Source organism: Burkholderia sp. MSMB0856, assembly GCF_001524645.2.
GTDB classification, from domain to species: domain Bacteria; phylum Pseudomonadota; class Gammaproteobacteria; order Burkholderiales; family Burkholderiaceae; genus Burkholderia; species Burkholderia diffusa.
The window spans coordinates 119,269-139,464 of the sequence record NZ_CP013429.1 but is presented as its reverse complement, the minus strand read 5'-3'; the positions used below and the strand labels follow the sequence as shown (position 1 = coordinate 139,464).

Genomic DNA, 20,196 nt, shown 5'->3' with positions numbered 1-20,196 from the left:
CCTCCTCAGCGCTTGCGCACGAGCTGGTACGGACGGATCAGGTATGCGACCGACGCGATACCGCTCCAGATGTGCACCATCCGCGTGAACGGCGACACGAGGAAGATCGTGAAGCCCAGCAGGATATGCAGCCGGTACGTCAGCGGCACGCCGACCAGCAGGCTCGCGATGTCCGGCCGGAACGTGACGACGCCCTTCACGTAGTCGGTGAGCTGCTCGAACATCACGCCGTCCATGTGGCGCGTCGACAGCACGACGGTGCCGAGCCCGAGCGCGAGCTGCACCCACAGCATCAGCACGATCAGGATGTCGGACTTGCGACTGTTCTTGCGGATGCGCGGGTCGCCGAGGCGTCGCCAGATCAGGATCGTCAGCCCGATGATCGCCGCGACGCCTGCCGCACCGCCCGCCACCATCGCGACGAGCTGGTGCCCGGATGCCGACAGGAACGGCGACACGAGCCAGTGCGGCGCGAGGAAGCCGCCGAAGTGCCCGAGCACGACGACCAGCACGCCCCAGTGGAACAGGTTGCTGCCGAGCCGCAGCATCCCGTGGCGCAAAAGCTGCGACGAATCGCTCTTCCACGTGTACTGCTCGCGGTCGAAGCGGATCAGGCTGCCGACCAGCAGCACCGCGAGACAGATGTACGGATAGATCCCGAACAGGAACTGATGCAAATAAGCGTTCATGTCTTTCCCCAGTTGGGCCCGCGCTTACGCGCCGCGGGCCGGCCGCTTGTCGTGGAACCGCACCGTCTGCTCGGCCGGCGTTGCCGCGCCGACGAAGCGCACCGCCTCGTCCGCATACGACGCGTCGAGTGCGCGGTAGTCGTCGGCACTCGGCCGCTCGGCGGCGACGTCGTCGTCCGCGGCCGCCGGCGCGTCGACCGGCGCGAGGCCTGCCATCGGCAGCAGCGCGCCGACGACGAAGCTGTAATGGCTGCCGCGCTGCGCGAGCTGGCCGGCCAGCGCGCGCAGGATCTCGCCGGTCTCGCCGAGCAGGTTGCACGCATCGGCCGCCGGCAACCGCGACAGATATTCGAGGAACACGGGCAGGTAGTCGGGCAGCTCGCCCGGATTCAACGTCAGCCCGTGTCGCTCGTACATCTGAAGCAGGTCGACCATCGCCTGCCCGCGGTCGCGCGATTCGCCGTGCACGTGCTCGAACAGGTGCAGCGACGTCGCGCGGCCGCGATCGAACAGCGCGACGTAGTTCTCCTGCAGCGTCAACAGATCGCGATTGCGCACGTAGGCGAAGAAGCGGTCGAGGCCCGTGCGCACCGCCATCGGCACGCGCACGTTTTCGCGCAGGTGAGCTTCGATCGAATCGAGCACGTCGACGAGCGCTTCGTCGGGATAGTCGAGCAGCGCCGCGAACGCCGCGTAGGTCGGATCGGATGCGGTGCTCATCGGGATGCCTCGTGGATCGGAATGGTTTTCGTGCCCTTCTTCGGACTGAACAGGCTGCCCTCCGAACGGCCGTCGGAACAGCCGTTTCCGAACGAGAAGCCACACGACGCACGCAGGTCGTATGCGTTCTCCGCATACTCGCGGTGCGTCGTCGGGATCACGAAGCGATCCTCGTAGTTCGCGATCGCGAGATAGCGGTACATCTCCTCGACCTGTGCGAGCGACAGACCGACCTGATCGAGCACCCCGCGCGCATCGATGCCGTCGACGTGACGCGCGCGCATGAACGCACGCATCGCGAGCAGCCGTTCGAGCGCGAGCTTCACGGGCGCCTCGTCGCCGGCCGTCAGCAGGTTCGCCAGATAACGCAGCGGAATGCGCAGCGATTCGACGTCCGGCAGGTAGCCGTTCATCCCGAGCGCGCCGCTGTTCGCGGCCGAGTTGATCGGCGACAGCGGCGGTACGTACCAGACCATCGGCAGCGTCCGGTATTCCGGATGCAGCGGAAACGCGATCTTCCAGTCGATCGCCATCTTGTAGGTCGGCGAGCGCCGCGCGGCGTCGAGCCATGCCGCCGGCACGCCGTCGCGCTCGGCCTGCGCGATCACGGCCGGGTCCTCCGGATCGAGGAATAGCGACAGCTGCGCTTCGTACAGGTCCTTCTCGTTCTCCGCGCTCGCGGCTTCGCTGATCCTGTCGGCGTCGTACAGCAGCACGCCGAGGTAACGGATGCGGCCCACGCAGGTTTCCGAACACACGGTCGGCTGGCCGGCCTCGATGCGCGGATAGCAGAAGATGCACTTCTCGGCCTTGCCGCTTTGCCAGTTGTAGTAGATCTTCTTGTACGGGCAACCCGACACGCACATGCGCCAGCCGCGGCACTTGTCCTGGTCGATCAGCACGATACCGTCTTCCTCGCGCTTGTAGATCGAGCCCGACGGGCACGACGCGACGCACGCCGGATTCAGGCAGTGCTCGCAGAGGCGCGGCAGGTACATCATGAAGGTGTTCTCGAACTGCCCGTAGATCTCCTTCTGCACCGACTCGAAGTTGGTGTCCTTCGCGCGCTTCTCGAACTCGCCGCCGAGGATTTCCTCCCAGTTCGGACCCCACTCGATCTTCTCGAGCCGCTGGCCGCTGATCAGCGAACGCGGTCGCGCGACCGGCATCGCGCGCGTGTTGCCCGCGTCCTGAAGATGGCCGTAGTCGAACGTGAACGGCTCGTAGTAATCGTCGAACTCGGGCAGGTGCGGGTTCGCGAAAATCTGTGCGAGCAGCCGCCACTTGCCGCCCAGACGCGGCTCGATCCGGCCGTCCGCACGGCGCTGCCAGCCGCCGCGCCAGCGGTCCTGGTTCTCCCAGTCCTTCGGATAGCCGATGCCCGGCTTCGTCTCGACGTTGTTGAACCACGCGTACTCCATCCCTTCGCGGCTGGTCCACACGTTCTTGCAGGTCACCGAGCAGGTATGGCACCCGATGCACTTGTCGAGGTTCAGCACCATCGCGATCTGTGCGCGTACCTTCATGACGTTTCTCCATCCCGTACGGCCTGTGTTGTCGGGTCGACCGCGGTTTCCTCGCCGTCGAGCCAGTCGATCTTGCTCATCTTCCGCACGATCAGGAACTCGTCGCGATTCGAGCCGACCGTGCCGTAATAGTTGAAGCCGTACGACAGCTGCGCGTAGCCGCCGATCATGTGGGTCGGCTTCAGCGCGATGCGCGTGACCGAGTTGTGAATGCCGCCGCGCGTGCCGGTGATCTCGGAGCCCGGCGTGTTCACGATCTTTTCCTGCGCGTGGTACATCATCACCATCCCGGACGGAATCCGCTGACTCACGACCGCCCGCGCGCACAATGCGCCGTTCGAGTTGTAGCACTCGATCCAGTCGTTATCGACGGCGCCGATCGCCTTCGCGTCGTCCTCCGACATCCACACGATCGGGCCGCCGCGCGACAGCGTCAGCATCAGCAGGTTGTCCGTGTACGTGCTGTGGATCCCCCACTTCTGGTGCGGTGTCAGGAAGTTCAGCACGCGCTCGGGGTTGCCGTTCGAGCGCTTGCCGACCATGTGTTCGTAGCTGCCCGTGTCGATCGGCGGCTTGTACACGCACAGCGACTCGCCGAACGCGCGCATCCACGCGTGATCCTGGTACAGCTGCTGACGGCCCGTCAGCGTGCGCCACGGCACCAGTTCGTGCACGTTCACGTAACCGGCGTTGTACGACACATGTTCGGATTCAATCCCGCTCCACGTCGGCGACGAGATGATCTTGCGCGGTTGCGCCTGGATGTCGCGGAAACGGATCTTCTCGTCCTCGCGCGCGGCGGCCAGGTGCGTGTGGTCGATGCCGGTGATGCCCGACAGCGCGCGCCATGCCTTCACCGCGACTTCGCCGTTGGTTTCCGGCGCGAGCGCGAGAATCACCTCGGCTGCGTCGAGCGCGGTATCGATGCGCGGGCGCCCTTGCGCGGCGCCATGAGCGACTGTGTAGTTGAGTGCGCCCAGCAGCCTCACTTCGTCCTTCGTGTCCCAGCCGATGCCCTTGCCTGCGTTGCCGAGCTTGTCCATCAGCGGGCCGAGCGACGTGAAGCGCGCATAGGTGTTCGGATAATCGCGCTCGACGGCGATCACCGCCGGCATCGTGCGGCCCGGCACCGGCTCGCATTCGCCGCGCTTCCAGTCCTGCACGTCGAACGGCTGCGCGAGTTCGCCCGGCGTATCGTGCGCGATCGGCGTGAGCACGACGTCGCGTTCGACACCGAGATGCCCGTCGCACAGCTCGGAGAAGCGCTTCGCGATCCCCTTGAAGATCTCCCAGTCGCTCTTCGATTCCCACGCGGGATCGACCGCGGCCGACAGCGGATGGATGAACGGGTGCATGTCGGACGTGTTCATGTCGTCCTTCTCGTACCACGTAGCGGTCGGCAGCACGACGTCCGAATACATGCAGGTGGTCGACATCCGGAAGTCGAGCGTGACGAGCAGGTCGAGCTTGCCGCGCGGCGCTTCGTCGTGCCACTTCACTTCCTCGGGGCGCGCGCCGCCCGTCGCGCCGAGGTCGTCGCCCTGCACGCCGTTGGTCGTGCCGAGCAGATGCTTCAGGAAATACTCGTGACCCTTGCCCGACGAACCGAGCAGGTTCGAACGCCACACGAACAGATTGCGCGGGAAGTTGTCGGGGGAATCCGGGTCCTCGCACGCCATCCGCAGCATGCCGGCCTTCAGTTGCCGCGCGACATCGGCGCCGGCCTGAGCGGGGTCGCCGAGACTCGCGCCGACCTTCAGCGGATTCACTGCGAGTTGCGGCGCGGACGGCAGCCAGCCCATCCGTTCGGCGCGCACGTTGTAGTCGATCGGCGAACCGTGGAACTGCGTCTTGTCCGCGAGCGGCGACAGCAGCGCGCCTGGGTCCATCGTGTCGTAACGCCACTGATCGGTGTGCGCATAGAAAAACGACGTCGCGTTCATGTGGCGCGGCGGCCGATTCCAGTCGAGCGCGAACGCGAGCGCGGTCCAGCCCGTCTGCGGACGCAGCTTCTCCTGGCCCACGTAATGCGACCAGCCGCCGCCCGGCTTGCCGACGCATCCGCACATGATCAGCATGTTGATGATCGCGCGGTACGACATGTCCATGTGGAACCAGTGGTTGATCCCCGCGCCGATGATCACCATCGACTTGCCTTGCGTCTTGTGCGCGTTCTCCGCGAACTGCCGCGCGACCGAGATCACGTCCGCGCGCTTCACGCCCGTGATCGTTTCCTGCCACGCCGGCGTATACGGAAGATCGTCGTCGTAGCTCGCGGCCACGTCGCGGCCGCCCAGCCCCTGGTCAAGCCCGTAGTTCGCGACGAACAGGTCGTAAACGGTCGCGACCAGCATCTCGCCGTCGCGCGTCGCCACGCGCCGCACGCCGATCCGGCGCGACAGCTCGGAGCCGTGCTGCGTCGAGTTGAAATGCGCGTGCGGCTGGTTGCCGAAGTACGGAAACAGCACGTCGACCACGTCGTCATGCTCGGCCGTGCAGGACAGCCGCGGCGACAGCGCCGCGCCTTTCGACGTCTCGTCGCGCAGGTTCCACTTGCCCTTGTCGCTCGATCCGTCCTTGGTCTGCTGCCCCCAGCGGAAGCCGATCGAGCCCACCGGCACGACGAATTCGCCGGTCGCGTCGTCGATCATCACGGTCTTCCACTCCGGATGCGCGGCCTCGTCGAGCGCGTCGTCGAAATCGGACGCGCGCACGAGGCGCTCGGGCACGTAGCCGTCGCCGTGCGGCACGAGGCGCACGAGCGCCGGCATGTCGGTATAGCGCTTGCAGTAGTCGATGAAATAGTCGCTCTTGCCCGCGAGGTGGAACTCCTTCAGGATCACGTGACCCATCGCGAGCGCGAGCGCCGCGTCGGTGCCCTGCTTCGGATGCAGCCACAGATCGCCGAACTTCGCGCCTTCCGAGTAATCGGGAAACACCGACACGACCTTCGTGCCGCGATAGCGCGCCTCGACGAGGAAGTGCGCGTCGGGCGTGCGGGTCTGCGGGACGTTGGAGCCCCACATCATGATGAACGTCGAGTTGTACCAGTCGGCCGATTCCGGCACGTCGGTCTGCTCGCCCCAGGTCTGCGGCGACGCGGGCGGCAGGTCGCAATACCAGTCGTAGAAGCTCAGGCACACGCCGCCGATCAGCGACAGGTAGCGCGACCCTGCCGCATACGACACCATCGACATCGCCGGGATCGGCGAGAAGCCGACCACGCGATCGGGGCCGTGCCGCTCGACCGTGTAAACGTTTGCGGCCGCAACGATCTCGTTGACCTCGTCCCAGCTCGCGCGCACGAAGCCGCCAAGCCCGCGCCGCCGCTGGTACGAGCGCCGCGCGTCGTCGTCCTCGACGATCGAGCGCCATGCGTCGACCGGCGCGAGCGTGCGGCGGCGTTCGCGCCACAGCTTCACCAGCGCGCTGCGCACCATCGGATGCTTGAGACGGTTCGCGCTATACAGATACCAGGAGTACGAAGCGCCGCGCGAGCAGCCGCGCGGTTCGTGGTTCGGCATGTCGGGGCGCGTGCGCGGGTAATCGGTCTGCTGGGTTTCCCAGGTGACGATTCCGCCTTTCACATAGACCTTCCACGAACACGAACCCGTGCAGTTCACCCCGTGGGTCGAACGGACGATCTTGTCGTGTTGCCAGCGCAGCCGATAGCCGTCTTCCCATTTGCGGTCCTCGTCCGTGACGGCGCCGTGTCCGCCGGAGAAGGTTGGCCTTGTGGTGGAGAAATAACGCAATCTATCCAGGAAATGGCTCATGGGGATCTCGTTTTTTCCGGTCTTTTGGCAGACCCTGAATATTTAAGGAGGTGATGTCCCGGATGTAAAGGACGATCGGCATTCGGCTCGTTGCGTTCGCTTCCATCCCTTGCGTCCGGGTCGAATGAATTCTCTTTCGGATCGACATATCACGACTTGATACAAATCACGATATCGCCGCCCTGGTACGCGTCGGTGTTAAATGGGGATCGATACAGGAGTGCCAATGGCATGCCCGGCACCGGACTTTCGCGTCAGGGTTTGACGGGGTGCAGGCCGGCGCTCGATCACGCGTTTATGCATGAGAGCCGCAGTGTTGCGACGTCACGGTTTTCGCGGTGCGATGCAATCACGCACGAGTCGCGGCCGCATGCGCGCGACCGGCTGCCGTGTCAGGCCGGATCAAATACGGGCATGCCACCGAAGGAAAACGGCGAGGACAGGACTCGACCGCCGCGATGAGATGAGATGAGATGAGAAGCGGCGTGCTCGTGCACGCGCGCGTCATTCAATCGAAGCGTGCGCTGCCTGATGCGGAATCGATAAGACGGGAGACGTCGGCCAGGGAGATGCCGGCCGGGCAGGATGGTGCAAATGCGCCGGACATGACGGACGGAGAGACGCGGAAAGACGGACCGGCGGTGCTGCTGCGGTGCCGGTCCTGCATGAAACCGGGGAAGTGCCGCGCGTCACCCCTCGCCCTTCGGCCCCGGGTTGAGCATGATGACGAAGCCGGCCACGCCGACGATCAACGCGACCGCGCCGCCACGCAGCGCGATCGTTTCGTCGAACAGCAGCCCCGTCACCACGGCCATCATCCCCGCGAGCGACACGAACACGGCGATCGCCGCGACGACGATCCGGTATTGACGACGTATCATCGCGCGCCGCCGCGTCAGGCTGCCGCGGCGGAAGCCGGTTCGCCGGTATCGTCGCCGCGAATCAGCAGCACCGGGCACTTCGAGCCACGCACGAAGCGCTCGGCGACGCTCCCGAGCAGCACGCGCCGGATGCCGCGCCGCCCGTGCGTGCCGACCACAGCGAGGTCGATCCCGCGCTCCTTCACATAACGCTGCAGGCGTTCCGCGACGTCCTCGCCGATGCTCTCGGTTTCAACCAGTTCGGCCTCGCCCTTCGCGCCGGCCTGCGCGAGGACCTGTTCGGCTTCACGCAGCACCTTGCGCCCGTCGTCGCGGATTTCCTCGATGAGCGCATGCGGATCGAAACGACCCGCGTACGTGAACAGCACCGACTTGTCGACCACGTATACGACGCTGACGTGCGTTTCGCCCGCCACTGCCACCTTCACTGCCTCGGCAAGCGCCTGTTTCGACGAAGCGCTGCCGTCGACGGCCACCATGATCTTCTTGTACATGCGAACCTCGCTGGGGTGAGTTGCCGCGCGCGGTCGCGTGCGGCCATGTCCCCATCATCGGCGGACAGCCGGTTCGAAGCTTGACGGCGATCAAGATCCACCAAAAACGCGGCGTGCGGCAAAGCGCCACGCGCAAAAACGGCGCGCCGTCCGCGCGGCCGCGCCGCGCAACCGGGCGGCCATGGCGCCGAAGGCGCTATCATCGACGTTGCGACCTTCGTCCGGCCCTTTTTTGCCGGCTCACTTTCAACTCGCTCAACCGACATGACAACGACTACCGAACGCGTGGACGGCGCCGCCCAGCATCTCGTCGCCGCCCGCCATGCCGGCATGCCCGGCCCGCTGCTGCCCGACGCCTTGCGTCCCGAGAACGTCGATACCGCGCTGGCGATCCAGCATCGCGTCGCCGATCTGCTCGGCGAAGCCATCGGCGGATGGAAATGTGCGCTGCCGCCGCCCGACCGCGTGATCGTCGCGCCGATCTTCGCGTCGACGATCCGCGATGCCGATGCGCCGTATCGCGTCGTCGGCGGCCCGATCGTGCGAATCGAGCCGGAGATCGCGTTCGTGCTCGATCGCGACCTGCCCGCCCGCGCGCAGCCATACGACGAGAACGACGTACGTGCCGCGATCCGCGAAGTGCGCATCGTGCTCGAGGTGCTGGGTTGCCGTTACGCGGAGCCCGCACGCGCGTCGAAGTTCGAACTGCTCGCCGACGGGCAGTTCAACCAGGGATTGTGCGTGGGCCCCGTCGTGCCCGACGGATTGAACGTGCCGCTCGAGACGCTCGCGCTGTCGTTCGAGGGCGCACTGAATCGCACGATCGACGGCCGTCATCCGGACGGCGATCCGCTCAAGCCGCTCGTGTGGCTGGTCAATTTCCTCGCATCGCGCGGCAACGGCGCGCGTGCCGGCCAGATCGTGACGACCGGTTCGTATGCGGGCGCGATCGACGTGCCGCTCGGCGATGCGCTGACGGTGCGCTTCGGCGAACTCGGCAGCCTGTCGGTAACGCTGACGGCCTGACGTCCGGCGGCGGGCGACGGGCAACGCGGCGCGTTTCGTCGTCCGCGCGCAGTGGGGCGCCACGCGAACGGCAGCTTCTCTGCGACACACGCTGCAGCATGCGGGCACTGCGTGATACCGTTGCACATCGCCCGTCACGCGCGAACCGCGTGCCCCTCCCGTCATTCGCCATGCCGCCGACACCGTTGCCTGCCCTGCTGGACGAAGTCCTGAGAACCGTCGATCGCCGCTACCGGCTGCCGCCGTTCGTGCGCGCATCGTCGCTGACCGACGCCGCGAACCCGGCCGCCATCATCGCCATCGTGATCGAGGAAGCGCGCCGGATGCAGGCCGACGGCCTCACGCCCGCCCCGGCGTTGCAACGCCGCTTCATCGACGCGCTCGCGCGGATGATCGGCGATGCGATGGACGCACAATCCGGCGATCCCGCATTCCAGGCCGCCGTGCTTCGACATCGCGCGGCGGCCGTGCGCGAATACGCGTCGCTCGCCGCGCATGCCGAGCAGGATCGGCGCACGCTGCGCTCGGCCGTCAACACGATCGCGCATCCGGCCCGGCTCGAACGACGTGCGCAGGCGTGGCAACGCGAGCCGCTCGCACGACTGCATGCGGCCGCGGCCGCCGCATCGTGGGACGATCTCGATGCCACGCTGCGGAACCTGCTCGCGCAACCGGAGATGGCGACCGATCCTGCGTTCGAACAGGACATCGCCAAACTGAAGGACAGCGCCGCGCTCGCCCGGCTGCAGCGTCTCGATGCACTGGCGCCGGATCCGGACGTCCAGCGGTATCGCACGCTGTGGAGCCGCCAGGGTCCGCTCGAAGGCAGCGCGCTCGCCGTCGCGCAAGGCGTCTCGTCGCAACAGCGGGGCGCGGCCGTCGAAGCGCTGGCCGCGCAGGCGCTCGACGCCCTGGCCGCGCAGCTCGATGCGAGCGACGCGCACCGCACGTATCGCGTGGTCACGTCGATGCGCGTGCCGGCCTCGATACCCGGCAAGCACGATCGCGCGAAAACCGAGTGGGATGCGGTGCTGCTCGAGCGCGCGCGGGGCGACGATCCGTCCGCCGCGTGGCACGTCCTGTTTCTCGTGGAAGCGAAAGCATCCGCGGATGCCGCGACTACCGACCTGCCGCGCCTCCTGCGCGGCCTGAGCCTGCTCGCGCAGGCCGATCCGGACACCGTCTATGCGTTCGACACGCGCGAAGGGGCGGTACGCCTGCACGGCGCGTCGCTGCACGCGCTGACGATCGACGACGCGGCATTGCAGCGCGAGGTGCTGTACTGCTGCGATGCATCGGCAGATCCCGCGCCGCGCCTGCTGGGTGCCGCGAGCCGGATGCAGCTACTGTCGGCGCCGGCGAGTCTTGAATACGCGAGCGCGCTGGCACGGCACGCGGATGCCGATCCGCACGGCCTCGGTGTCGTCTGGCAAGCGCTGCTGGAACTGCCGTCGTGGCGCGCGGTGCTGCATCAGTACGAATCGCTGCGCCAGGTTCGCGCGCTGATGGTGAGCGTCGACGATCTGATGGCCGCGATCGAAGGCGATGTCGGCGACAGCGCCGCAAACGATGCGTGATGTGTGACGCGTGCGGCGCGGTCCGGCCGCACGCGCGACGCCGCCGACGCATCGGCTCAGTGGCAAGACGACGTGATGTCCTCGTGCTGCACAACGCACAGGACGCCGAAGCAAATCGCAACCGAGGCGGCCGGCGTGACCGGCCAGTGCGGCGCAGCCCGCCGAGGCGGGCATGCGCCGTTAGCATTACGACTGGATGAAGGCCAGCAGATCGGCGTTCAGCACGTCGGCATTGACCGTCAGCATCCCGTGCGAATAGCCCGGATACGTCTTCAGCGTGCCGTTCTTCAGCAGCTTGACCGACTTCAGCGCCGAGTCCGCGATCGGCACGATTTGGTCGTCTTCGCCGTGCAGCACGAGCGTCGGCACCGAGATCGACCGCAGGTCTTCGGTCTGGTCCGTTTCCGAGAACGCCTTGATGCCTTCGTAGTGCGCCTTCGCGCCGCCGATCATGCCCTGGCGCCACCAGTTCTGGATCACGCCCTGGTGCACCACCGCGCCCGGCCGGTTGAAGCCGTAGAACGGACCCGACGGCACGTCCAGGAAGAACTGCGCGCGGTTGTCGGCGAGCGCCTTGCGGAAGCCGTCGAACACCTCGAGCGGCAAGCCTTCCGGGTTCGCGTCCGTCTTCAGCATCAGCGGCGGCACCGCGCTGACCAGCACCGCCTTCGCGACGCGTCCGGCCGGCTCGCCGTGGCGGGCCACATAGCGCGCGACTTCGCCGCCGCCGGTCGAGTGACCGATATGCACCGCGTTGCGCAGGTCGAGCGCTTCGGCCACCGCGAACGCGTCCGCCGCGTAGTGATCCATGTCGTGGCCGTCGGAAACCTGCGTCGACCGGCCGTGGCCGCGGCGGTCGTGCGCGACCACGCGATAGCCCTTCTGAACGAAGAACAGCAGTTGGGCATCCCAGTCGTCGGAAGACAGCGGCCAGCCATGGTGGAACATGATCGGCTGCGCATCCTTCGGGCCCCAGTCCTTGTAGAAGATGTCGACGTTGTCCTTCGTGGTGATGTACGGCATGGCTGCAGGCTCCTTTGAGGTAGGTGAACATCACGTGCCGGCCGGCCACCCGGGCGGGTGTCGGTCACGAACTGCGGCGCGGTGGCACACCGCGTCGGTCGACGCAGCACCCCAGTGTTGTAGCGGAAAACCGCGACCGTGTCATGAAGCCAATTACATACCGTCATGCATCGGCCTCCGGTGGGCAACGGCGCCCGCAGGTGTGACTGTCAACGCCACTCGCCGTGTGACGCGTCACGCACCGCCGATCGCGCGTCAACCGTCCGTCGACACGGTTACCGCCTCCCACGTGCGAATTTCGTCTTCCAGCGCCGACCATTTGGCGCGCACGAGCCGAAGCGCATCGCTGCCGAGTAGCAGATGCGCCGGCGGACGATCCGCCGCGATGACCGCCAGCATCGCGCGCGCCGCCTTCGCCGGATCGCCCGATTGCCGGCCGTTTTTCTCCTCGCGCGCCTGGCGGATCGGATCGAAGAGCGCGTCGTAATCGGCGATCGAACGCGGCGTTCGCGTCATCGAACGGCCGGCCCAGTCGGTTCGGAACGAGCCCGGCGCCACCGCCGTCACCGCGATGCCGAACGGCTCGAGCTCCTTGCCGAGCGTCTCGGAAATCCCTTCCAGCGCGAACTTGCTGCCGCAGTAATAGGCAATGCCGGGCATCGTGATGTGGCCGCCCATCGACGTGATGTTCAGGATGCGGCCGTGCCGGCGCTCGCGCATGAACGGCACGACGGCCTTCATCATCGCGACGGCGCCGAACACGTTCACGTCGAACTGCCGGCGCATCTCCGACAGCGGCGACTCCTCCATGATGCCTTCGTGCCCGTAGCCGGCATTGTTCACCAGCACGTCGACGGGGCCGACGCTCGCCTCGATTTCCGCGACGACGCCGTCGATGCGCTCGAAGTCGGTCACGTCGAGCACGCGCCCGATGGCCGCACGCGGGGACAGCGCCTCGAACGCCCGTTTTGCCGCTTTGCTTCTCACGGTGCCGACCACCGTATGACCCTCGGCCAGGGCCGCTTGCGCGAGCGCACGGCCGAAGCCGCTGCTGACGCCGGTGATGAGCATGATGTTGCCGGATGCCATGTGAACTTCTCCCGAATGTCGATCGAAGCATGCATGCTAGTCTGACGAACCACGTCGAATAAGCCCGATTCCGCTGAATTTCTTGCCTGAAACTATGAGCGACGCACCCTCCTCGTCCCGCTCGCCGTCGCTGCCCGCGCGCGGCCGCAAACGCCTGATCGCGTTGCTGCATGCGTTGGCGCCGGACGAAGGCTACAACCTGACCGCGCTGCCGAGCGTGCGCATCCTGCGTTCGAACCGCGCGCTATCCCGCACGCCGGTGCTGTACGACCCGGGCATCGTGATCGTGTGCCAGGGGAGCAAGCGCGGCTATTTCGGCGGCGAACGCTATCTGTACGACGAGGATCACTACCTGGCCGTATCGGTGCCCGTACCGTTCAGCATGGAAACCGACGCAACGGCGGAGCGCCCGCTGCTCGCGCTGTATCTGCACCTCGATTTCCCGATGGCCGCCGAACTGGCCGCGCGGATCGATCGCGAGGGAGTCGCCGAACCCGTGCAGGCGCCGAAAAGCATGATGTCGACGCCGATGGACGATGCGATGCACGCGACCGTGTTGCGTTTCGTCGAGGCGATGCAACGCCCGCTCGAAGCGGCGGTGCTCGGCCCCGGGTTGCTGCGCGAACTGTATTTCCGCGTGCTCACCGGCGCGCAGGGCGGCGCGATGAGGAACGCGCTGGCGATGCGTGGACAGTTCGGCCGGATCGGCCGTTCGCTGCGCATGATCCACGCCGACTACGCGCAGTCGCTCGACGTGACGCAACTGGCCGCGGAAGCCGGCATGAGCGTGCCGAGCTTCCACGCCCACTTCAAGGCGATCACGCAGGTGTCGCCGATGCAGTACCTGAAGTCGACGCGGCTGCATCAGGCGCGCCTGTTGATGGTGCGTCAGGACCTGACCGCGGAGGCGGCCGGCCATGCGGTCGGTTATGCGAGCGCGTCGCAGTTCAGCCGGGAATTCAAACGGCTGTTCGGCCAGACGCCCGCGCAGGAAACGAAGCGCATGCGCGCGCAGTTCGCGATTCCGGCGGCGTTCGACGATGCGGTGTTCGTGTCGTCGCACTGAATGGCTGAGCCGCGCGCGGCGTCGCGCACCAGACCCGCCAGCGACTTCAGGATGAGCGCGGTCACGCCCCGGATGTCCTGCGTCTGGTTCACCCAGTACCGGAGGCCAGCGCGTTCCCCGTCACGGTATTGCCGCGGCAGATCGGGGATTCAGCAGCACCATGTCTTCCTCCTGCCTGACTGATTCGGCAAGCGTCGTGCGTTGCATGGGTACGGCGGCGGCGTGATCGAATCGAATGATTGCGGATTCTCGGGCGACCGCGTGCTTCGGCGAAAAAATATCCGCGATCGTTGCGTATTCGAGAATGCCCGGACCGGATCGCCGTCGGCGAATCGGACAGACCCGATGATGCATGAAAACTGAAATTCCGATCGGTCGCGCATCGATCGGCGCGATGCGTCCGGCAAAATACGGAATCGCGCCGAAGCAGCCCGACACGCCGTCGACGCTCGCGCGTCCCGACCGGCAAGACCCACCTACGCGAGATCCCAATGACACAGTACGCGTTCCGCCTGCTCAACGTATTCGCCGAATCCACGTTCGGCGGCAACCCGCTCTGCGTGTTCGAGGATGCGCGCGGCATGGACGACGCGACCATGCAGGCACTGGCCGTGCAGTTCAACCTGTCGGAAACGACCTTCGTGCTGCCGTCGGAGCGTGCGCGTGCACGCGTGCGCATCTTCACGCCCGGCCATGAAATGGCGTTCGCGGGCCATCCGACGCTCGGCACCGCGCATGTCGTGCGCGACCTGCTGAATGTCGGCAACGATTTCTCGCTCGAATTCAAGGCCGGCGTGGTCGACGTCAAGGCCAGCGACGACGTGTGGACGTTCACCGCGCCGCACGCCGGCGTGCCGAAAACGGCACCCTGCGCATTGTCCGATGCCGAAACGGCCGCCATGCTGGGGCTGACGCAGGACGATTTGCTCGCGCCGCCGCGCTGGGTCGATACGGGCGCCGATCAGTTGCTGGTCGCGGTCAAGGACCCTGCTGCGGTGCGCCGCGCCCAGCCCGACAGCGCCTGCCTGGATATCTGGCCGACCAGCAGCCTCGGCCGCAAGACCGCCTACGTGTTCGCGTTCGACGCGAATCGCCCCGGGAAAGTGGTCTCCCGCTATTTCTTTGCGAAACAGGGCGGCGGGATTCTTGAAGACCCGGGTACCGGGTCGGCCTGCGCGAATCTCGGCGGCTGGCTGCTTGCAGCCGGCCATCCGCTGCCCGCCGCGTTTCAGGTCGAACAAGGCGAAGCCGTCGGCCGGCCTTGCCTGCTTCGGTTGTCGGTCGGCGAGCACGGCTCGATCGGCGTCGGCGGCCGTGTGGTGGCACTCGGGCGCGGGGTCGTCGACGTGTAGCGGCGGCGCGCCCGATCTTTCACACCGTCCCTCATGCAGCGTCAGCCTCGGCCTGAGCACGGTCGTCGGGGACGACGGATGCCCTCGCAGCACCCTCATCAGCGATGCCGCATTGGTAACAAACCGATGTGAGAACATCAACTTTCCGTGTACCTTTTCGGCACACGATCCGTGGAGTCCCGACACATGCCGCTTTCCAACGCCCAGCTCGCCCAAACCATCGATCACACGCTGCTCGCGCCCGACGCGAGCGACGCGCAGATCCGCGAACTCTGCCGCCAGGCGGCCGAGCATCGCTTCTACTCGGTCTGCGTGAATTCGGCGAACGTGCCGCTCGCCGCGCGCGAGCTGGCCGACACCGGCGTGCTCGTGTGCGCCGTGGTCGGCTTCCCGCTCGGCGCGGGCCTGTCCGCCGCGAAGGCGTTCGAAGCGTCGGCCGCGATCGCGGCGGGCGCACGCGAGATCGACATGGTGATCAACCTCGGCGCGCTGAAGAGCGGCCGCGACGACGACGTGAAGGCCGATATCGACGCCGTGCACCGCGCCTGCGGGACGGTGCCGCTCAAGGTGATCCTCGAAACGGGATTGCTGACCGACGACGAGAAGGTGCGCGTGTGCGAGATGTGCCGCGACCTCGGCGTCGCGTTCGTGAAGACGTCGACCGGCTTCGGGCACGGCGGCGCGACACGCGAGGACGTCGCGCTGATGCGCCGCACGGTCGGCCCCGTGCTCGGCGTGAAGGCATCGGGCGGCGTGCGCGACCGCGCGACCGCGCGACCGCGCTTGCGATGCTCGAGGCCGGCGCGACGCGGCTCGGCACGAGTTCGGGCGTGGCGATCGTCACCGACCAGGGCGGCAGCGACGCGGCGTACTGACCGGTGGCGGGTCGGCTGCCTGCGCGTCGGCGCGTAACGACGCGCAGGCAGCCGACGCCGGACAGTTCGGCACGCCTCCCCCGCCAGGTGGCATGCCGGTTGCGACGCACCGCTCGGTCACCACGCACGACCGATCGAGGCAATCCTCAATGCGTCGGGTCTTTCAACTCGATCAGCAGATCCTTCGCCGCGACCCGATCACCCGGCTTCACATGCACGGCCGCGATCTCGCAGTCGCGCTCCGCCGCGATGTGCGTTTCCATCTTCATCGCCTCGAGCGCGATCAGCGTCGTGCCGGCCGACACACGCTGCCCCGGTTGCACGGCCACCGTCACGACCGAGCCCGGCATCGGCGCGGCCACGTGCAGCGGATTCGCCGGATCGGCACGCTGCAGGCCATGACGCTCCTTGCCCGCCTGCACGACACTCTTCTGCTCGACCAGCGCCGAACGCGACTGACCGTTCAGCTCGAACAGCACCTTCACGATGCCGTCCTGCGCATCGGCGTGCTGGCCCTGCAGCGACACGAGCAGCGTCTTGCCCGGCTCGATGTCGATCGCCACTTCCTCCTGCGGCTGCAGTCCGTACAGGAACGCCGGCGTCGGCACGACCGACGTATCGCTGTATGCACGCACGTGCGCGTAATAGTCGACCGTCTGTTTCGGATACATCAGGTACGACGCGAGTTGACGATCGTCGAGCGGCTGCTCGCACGCGGCCTCGGCCTGCTTGCGTACCGCGTCGAGATCGACCGGCGGGATCTGGTCGCCGGGACGATACGGCGCCGGCGGCTCGCTCTTGAGCACCTTGCGCGACAGGTCCGCCGGGAAGCCGTCGGGCGGGAAGCCCAGCTCGCCCTTGAACAGCGACACGACCGACTCGGGGAATGCGATGTCCTTGTCCGGGTTGCGCACGTCGTCCACGGCGAGGTCATTCGCGACCATCATCAGCGCCATGTCGCCGACCACCTTCGACGTCGGCGTGACCTTGACGATGTCGCCGAACAGGCGGTTCACGTCCGCATACGCGCGCGACACCTCGGTCCAGCGATGATCGATGCCGAGCGAGCGCGCCTGCTCGCGCAGGTTCGTGTACTGGCCGCCGGGCATCTCGTGGCGGTACACGTCGGCCGTGCCCGCGCGGATCTCCGATTCGAACGGCGCGTAATACCGGCGCACGCCTTCCCAGTACATCGACGCCTCGTGCAGGCGGTCCTGGTCCAGCCCCGGATCGCGCTCGCCGCCGGCCAGCGCCGCCGCGATGCTCGACAGGTTCGGTTGCGACGTGAGCCCGCTCATCGCGTCGAGCGCGCCGTCCACCGCATCGCAGCCCGCCCCGACTGCCGCGAGCACCGACGCCGCCGCGATCCCGCTCGTGTCGTGCGTATGGAAATGCACGGGCAGCCCGGTTTCTTCCTTGAGCGCCTTCACGAGCGTGGCGACCGCCTGCGGACGGCAGATGCCGGCCATGTCCTTGATGCCGAGCACGTGCACGCCGGCTTGCTGCAATTCGCGCGCGATGCCGACGTAATACTTGAGGTCGTATTTCGAACGTGACGTGTCGAACAGGTCGCCGGTATAGCAGATCGCGCCTTCGCACAGCATCCCGCTCTCGCCCACTGCATCGATCGCCACGCGCATGTTGCGCACCCAGTTCAGCGAGTCGAACACGCGGAACACGTCGACGCCCGCGCTCGCGGCCTGCTGCACGAAGAAGCGCACGACGTTGTCCGCGTAGTTCGTGTAGCCGACCGCGTTCGAGCCGCGCAGCAGCATCTGGAACAGGATGTTCGGCACGCGCTCGCGCAGCAGCGCAAGGCGTTCCCATGGGTCTTCCTTCAGGAAGCGCAGCGCGACGTCGAAGATCGCGCCGCCCCAGCATTCGAGCGAGAACAGCTGCGACAGCTCGCGCGCGTAGAACGGCGCGATCGGTACCATGTCGGCCGTGCGCATGCGCGTCGCGAACAGCGACTGGTGCGCGTCACGCATCGTCGTGTCGGTCAGCAGCACCTGCTTTTGGTCCAGCATCCAGGTCGCGAATTTCTCGGGGCCGAGCTCGCGCAAGCGATCGCGCGTGCCGGCCGGAATTGGCATCGCCGTATCGACCTTCGGCAGCACGGGTTTCGATAACGGCAACGCCGGCAGCGTGCGGCCGCTCATCTCGGCATTGCCGTTCACGTTCAGCTCGCCGAGATAGCGCAACAGCTTCGTCGCGCGATCGCCGCGCTTCGCGAATTCGAGCAGTTCCGGGGTCTTGTCGATGAAGCGCGTCGTCACGTCGCCCGCGATGAAGGCCGGGTGATTGATCACGTTTTCGAGGAACTGCAGGTTCGACGTGACGCCGCGGATCCGGAACTCGCGCAGCGCGCGATCCATCCGGTGGATCGATTCGGCCGCCGTCGGCGCCCAGGTCGTCACCTTGACCAGCAGCGAGTCGTAGTAAGGCGTGATCACCGCGCCGCCATAGGCGGTGCCGGCGTCGAGGCGCACGCCGAAGCCCGCCGCGCTGCGATACGCCGTGAGCCGCCCGTAGTCGGGCAGGAAGTCGTTCTCCGGATCCTCGGTCGTGATCCGGCATTGCAACGCGTTGCCGTTCAGCGGAATCGCCTGCTGAGCGGGCACGCCGGCCGCACGTTCGACGATCGCGCCGTCGCCGTTCACGACGTCCTCCGCCAGCCCGATCCGGCCGCCTTCCGTGATGCGAATCTGCGCCTTCACGATGTCGATGCCGGTGATCATCTCGGTCACCGTGTGCTCGACCTGGATGCGCGGGTTCACCTCGATGAAGTAGAACTGGCCGGTGTCGGCATCCATCAGGAATTCGACGGTGCCTGCATGCGTGTAACCGACCGCGCGCATCAGGCGCAGCGCCGATTCGCAGAGCGCCTGCCGGCCCGCGTCGTCGAGATACGGCGCCGGCGCGCGTTCGACGACCTTCTGGTTGCGCCGCTGCACCGTGCAGTCGCGCTCGTACAAATGCACGACCGTGCCATGCAGGTCACCGAGTATCTGTACTTCGACGTGCCGCGCATTGCGCACGAGTTTCTCGACGTACACCTCGTCGTTGCCGAACGCGGCAAGCGCCTCGCGCCGCGCGACCGGCAGCAGGGTTTCGAGGTCCTGAGCGTTTTCCAGCACGCGCATCCCGCGCCCGCCGCCGCCCCAGCTCGCCTTGAGCATCAGCGGATAGCCGACTCCCGCGGCCAGCGCCTTGCAAGCATCGAGGTCATCCGGCAGCGGTGAGGTCGCAGGCATCACCGGCACACCCGCCGCGATCGCCGCATTGCGCGCGGCCACCTTGTTGCCGAGCGTGCGCATCACGTCGGGCGACGGGCCGATCCAGCGGATGCCGGCGTCGATCACGGCCTGCGCGAAATCGGGATTCTCCGACAGGAAGCCGTAGCCGGGGTGGATCGCGTCGACCTTCGCCTGCCGCGCGACGCGCAGGATGTCGTCGATGTCGAGATACGCGGCGAGCGGCTTCTTGCCTTCGCCGATCAGGTAGCTCTCGTCCGCCTTGAAGCGGTGCAGCGCAAGGCGGTCTTCCTTCGAATACACCGCCACCGTACGCATGTTCAGTTCGGCGGCGGCACGCATCACGCGAATCGAGATTTCCGAGCGGTTCGCGATCAGGATGGACTGGATGGGGTTAGGCGTCACGGCGGCCATGGAAAGTGAATGGTTGAATTGAGCTCGCCGACGCGCCGTCCTCCACCCGCCTGCTTCGCTGGGCGGCGTGCGGATTCACGCGTCGGTCATTCGAGGTTGCATCGTCCCTGGCTTTCGCCAGTCGACATGTTCGCCAGATCGCCGGATGGCCGCTATCGACATCGCGACGACGAATAGCATCCAGCCGACCAGCGGGAAATAAGGGACCGGCTCGCAGGTCGGTCATCGATCGTCGTCGGTCGAACCACGGGGCGATCCCGTGGCACGACCCGCGCTCACGACGGGATCAATCGCGGTGATCGAAAAGCGGTGCGTGATCCATCCAGTCGTAGCCCGCCGTTCCCTTTGCCCATGCCCAGTTCGTATCGGGTCGTCGTTCACCGGACGATTCGCGCGTCGTCGCGGATCGATCTGCGCCCGCCTCGCGCTCCGGC

14 protein-coding genes and 1 pseudogene are annotated in these 20,196 nt (G+C 66.8%); 5 read left to right on the top strand and 10 right to left on the bottom strand.

Annotated elements, in window-relative coordinates; all coding sequences use genetic code 11:
• Window positions 1-5 precede the first annotated feature (5 nt).
• The 6 genes from narI to WS87_RS29260 form a co-directional block, all read right to left on the bottom strand.
• On the bottom strand, window positions 6-689 hold the full coding sequence (gene narI / locus WS87_RS29285) for a respiratory nitrate reductase subunit gamma (protein WP_057927738.1): 684 nt from the start codon (window positions 687-689) through the stop codon (window positions 6-8).
• Between the two features lie 24 nt (window positions 690-713).
• Window positions 714-1,409 carry a nitrate reductase molybdenum cofactor assembly chaperone gene (narJ, locus tag WS87_RS29280; protein ID WP_059817162.1) on the bottom strand — a complete coding sequence of 232 codons (696 nt, stop codon included), beginning with the start codon at window positions 1,407-1,409 and terminating at the stop codon, window positions 714-716.
• Window positions 1,406-2,935 (bottom strand): nitrate reductase subunit beta, encoded by a 1,530-nt coding sequence (narH, locus tag WS87_RS29275; RefSeq protein ID WP_059817164.1) that lies wholly within the window; start codon window positions 2,933-2,935, stop codon window positions 1,406-1,408. Before narH ends, narJ begins: the two co-directional genes overlap by 4 nt.
• Window positions 2,932-6,711 carry a nitrate reductase subunit alpha gene (locus WS87_RS29270; RefSeq protein ID WP_059817166.1) on the bottom strand — a complete coding sequence of 1,260 codons (3,780 nt, stop codon included), beginning with the start codon at window positions 6,709-6,711 and terminating at the stop codon, window positions 2,932-2,934. Before WS87_RS29270 ends, narH begins: the two co-directional genes overlap by 4 nt.
• Window positions 6,712-7,400: 689 nt before the next feature.
• Complete coding sequence (locus tag WS87_RS29265) at window positions 7,401-7,592, bottom strand: DUF2964 family protein (protein ID WP_059537270.1); 192 nt, start codon at window positions 7,590-7,592, stop codon at window positions 7,401-7,403.
• Between the two features lie 14 nt (window positions 7,593-7,606).
• Window positions 7,607-8,086 carry a universal stress protein gene (locus WS87_RS29260; protein WP_059817168.1) on the bottom strand — a complete coding sequence of 160 codons (480 nt, stop codon included), beginning with the start codon at window positions 8,084-8,086 and terminating at the stop codon, window positions 7,607-7,609.
• Window positions 8,087-8,350: 264 nt separating this feature from the next.
• Here WS87_RS29260 and WS87_RS29255 point away from each other — a divergent pair, with 264 nt between their 5' ends.
• Entirely contained in the window at window positions 8,351-9,112 is a 762-nt protein-coding gene (locus WS87_RS29255; RefSeq protein ID WP_059817171.1) for a 2-keto-4-pentenoate hydratase, read from the top strand.
• 170 nt (window positions 9,113-9,282) lie between these two features.
• Entirely contained in the window at window positions 9,283-10,689 is a 1,407-nt protein-coding gene (locus WS87_RS29250; protein WP_059817173.1) for a hypothetical protein, read from the top strand.
• A gap of 186 nt (window positions 10,690-10,875) precedes the next feature.
• Here WS87_RS29250 and WS87_RS29245 read toward each other — a convergent pair whose 3' ends face one another.
• Together WS87_RS29245 and WS87_RS29240 are read right to left on the bottom strand one after the other, a co-directional pair.
• Window positions 10,876-11,712, bottom strand: a complete 837-nt coding sequence (locus WS87_RS29245; protein WP_059692763.1) for an alpha/beta fold hydrolase — start codon at window positions 11,710-11,712, stop codon at window positions 10,876-10,878.
• A 255-nt stretch (window positions 11,713-11,967) separates the two neighbouring features.
• Entirely contained in the window at window positions 11,968-12,801 is an 834-nt protein-coding gene (locus WS87_RS29240) for an oxidoreductase (protein ID WP_059817175.1), read from the bottom strand.
• Window positions 12,802-12,895: 94 nt separating this feature from the next.
• On the opposite strand from WS87_RS29240, the gene WS87_RS29235 reads away from it, so the two are divergent.
• A complete protein-coding gene (locus tag WS87_RS29235; RefSeq protein WP_059817177.1) occupies window positions 12,896-13,867 on the top strand; it encodes an AraC family transcriptional regulator in 972 nt (323 codons plus the stop codon).
• A 120-nt stretch (window positions 13,868-13,987) separates the two neighbouring features.
• Here the strand turns inward: WS87_RS29235 and WS87_RS33780 are convergent, their stop codons facing one another.
• A complete protein-coding gene (locus tag WS87_RS33780) occupies window positions 13,988-14,305 on the bottom strand; it encodes a hypothetical protein (protein WP_159085718.1) in 318 nt (105 codons plus the stop codon).
• A gap of 53 nt (window positions 14,306-14,358) precedes the next feature.
• Here WS87_RS33780 and WS87_RS29225 point away from each other — a divergent pair, with 53 nt between their 5' ends.
• Together WS87_RS29225 and deoC are read left to right on the top strand one after the other, a co-directional pair.
• Window positions 14,359-15,219, top strand: coding sequence for a PhzF family phenazine biosynthesis protein (locus tag WS87_RS29225; RefSeq protein ID WP_059817181.1), 861 nt, complete (start codon window positions 14,359-14,361; stop codon window positions 15,217-15,219).
• A 186-nt stretch (window positions 15,220-15,405) separates the two neighbouring features.
• A pseudogene (deoC, locus tag WS87_RS29220) lies at window positions 15,406-16,094 on the top strand (deoxyribose-phosphate aldolase).
• A gap of 146 nt (window positions 16,095-16,240) precedes the next feature.
• On the opposite strand, the gene WS87_RS29215 reads toward deoC, so the two are convergent.
• The gene (locus WS87_RS29215) at window positions 16,241-19,762 is read right to left on the bottom strand and encodes a pyruvate carboxylase (RefSeq protein WP_059817183.1); all 3,522 of its coding nucleotides are present in this window, start codon (window positions 19,760-19,762) and stop codon (window positions 16,241-16,243) included.
• Window positions 19,763-20,196: the final 434 nt, after the last annotated feature.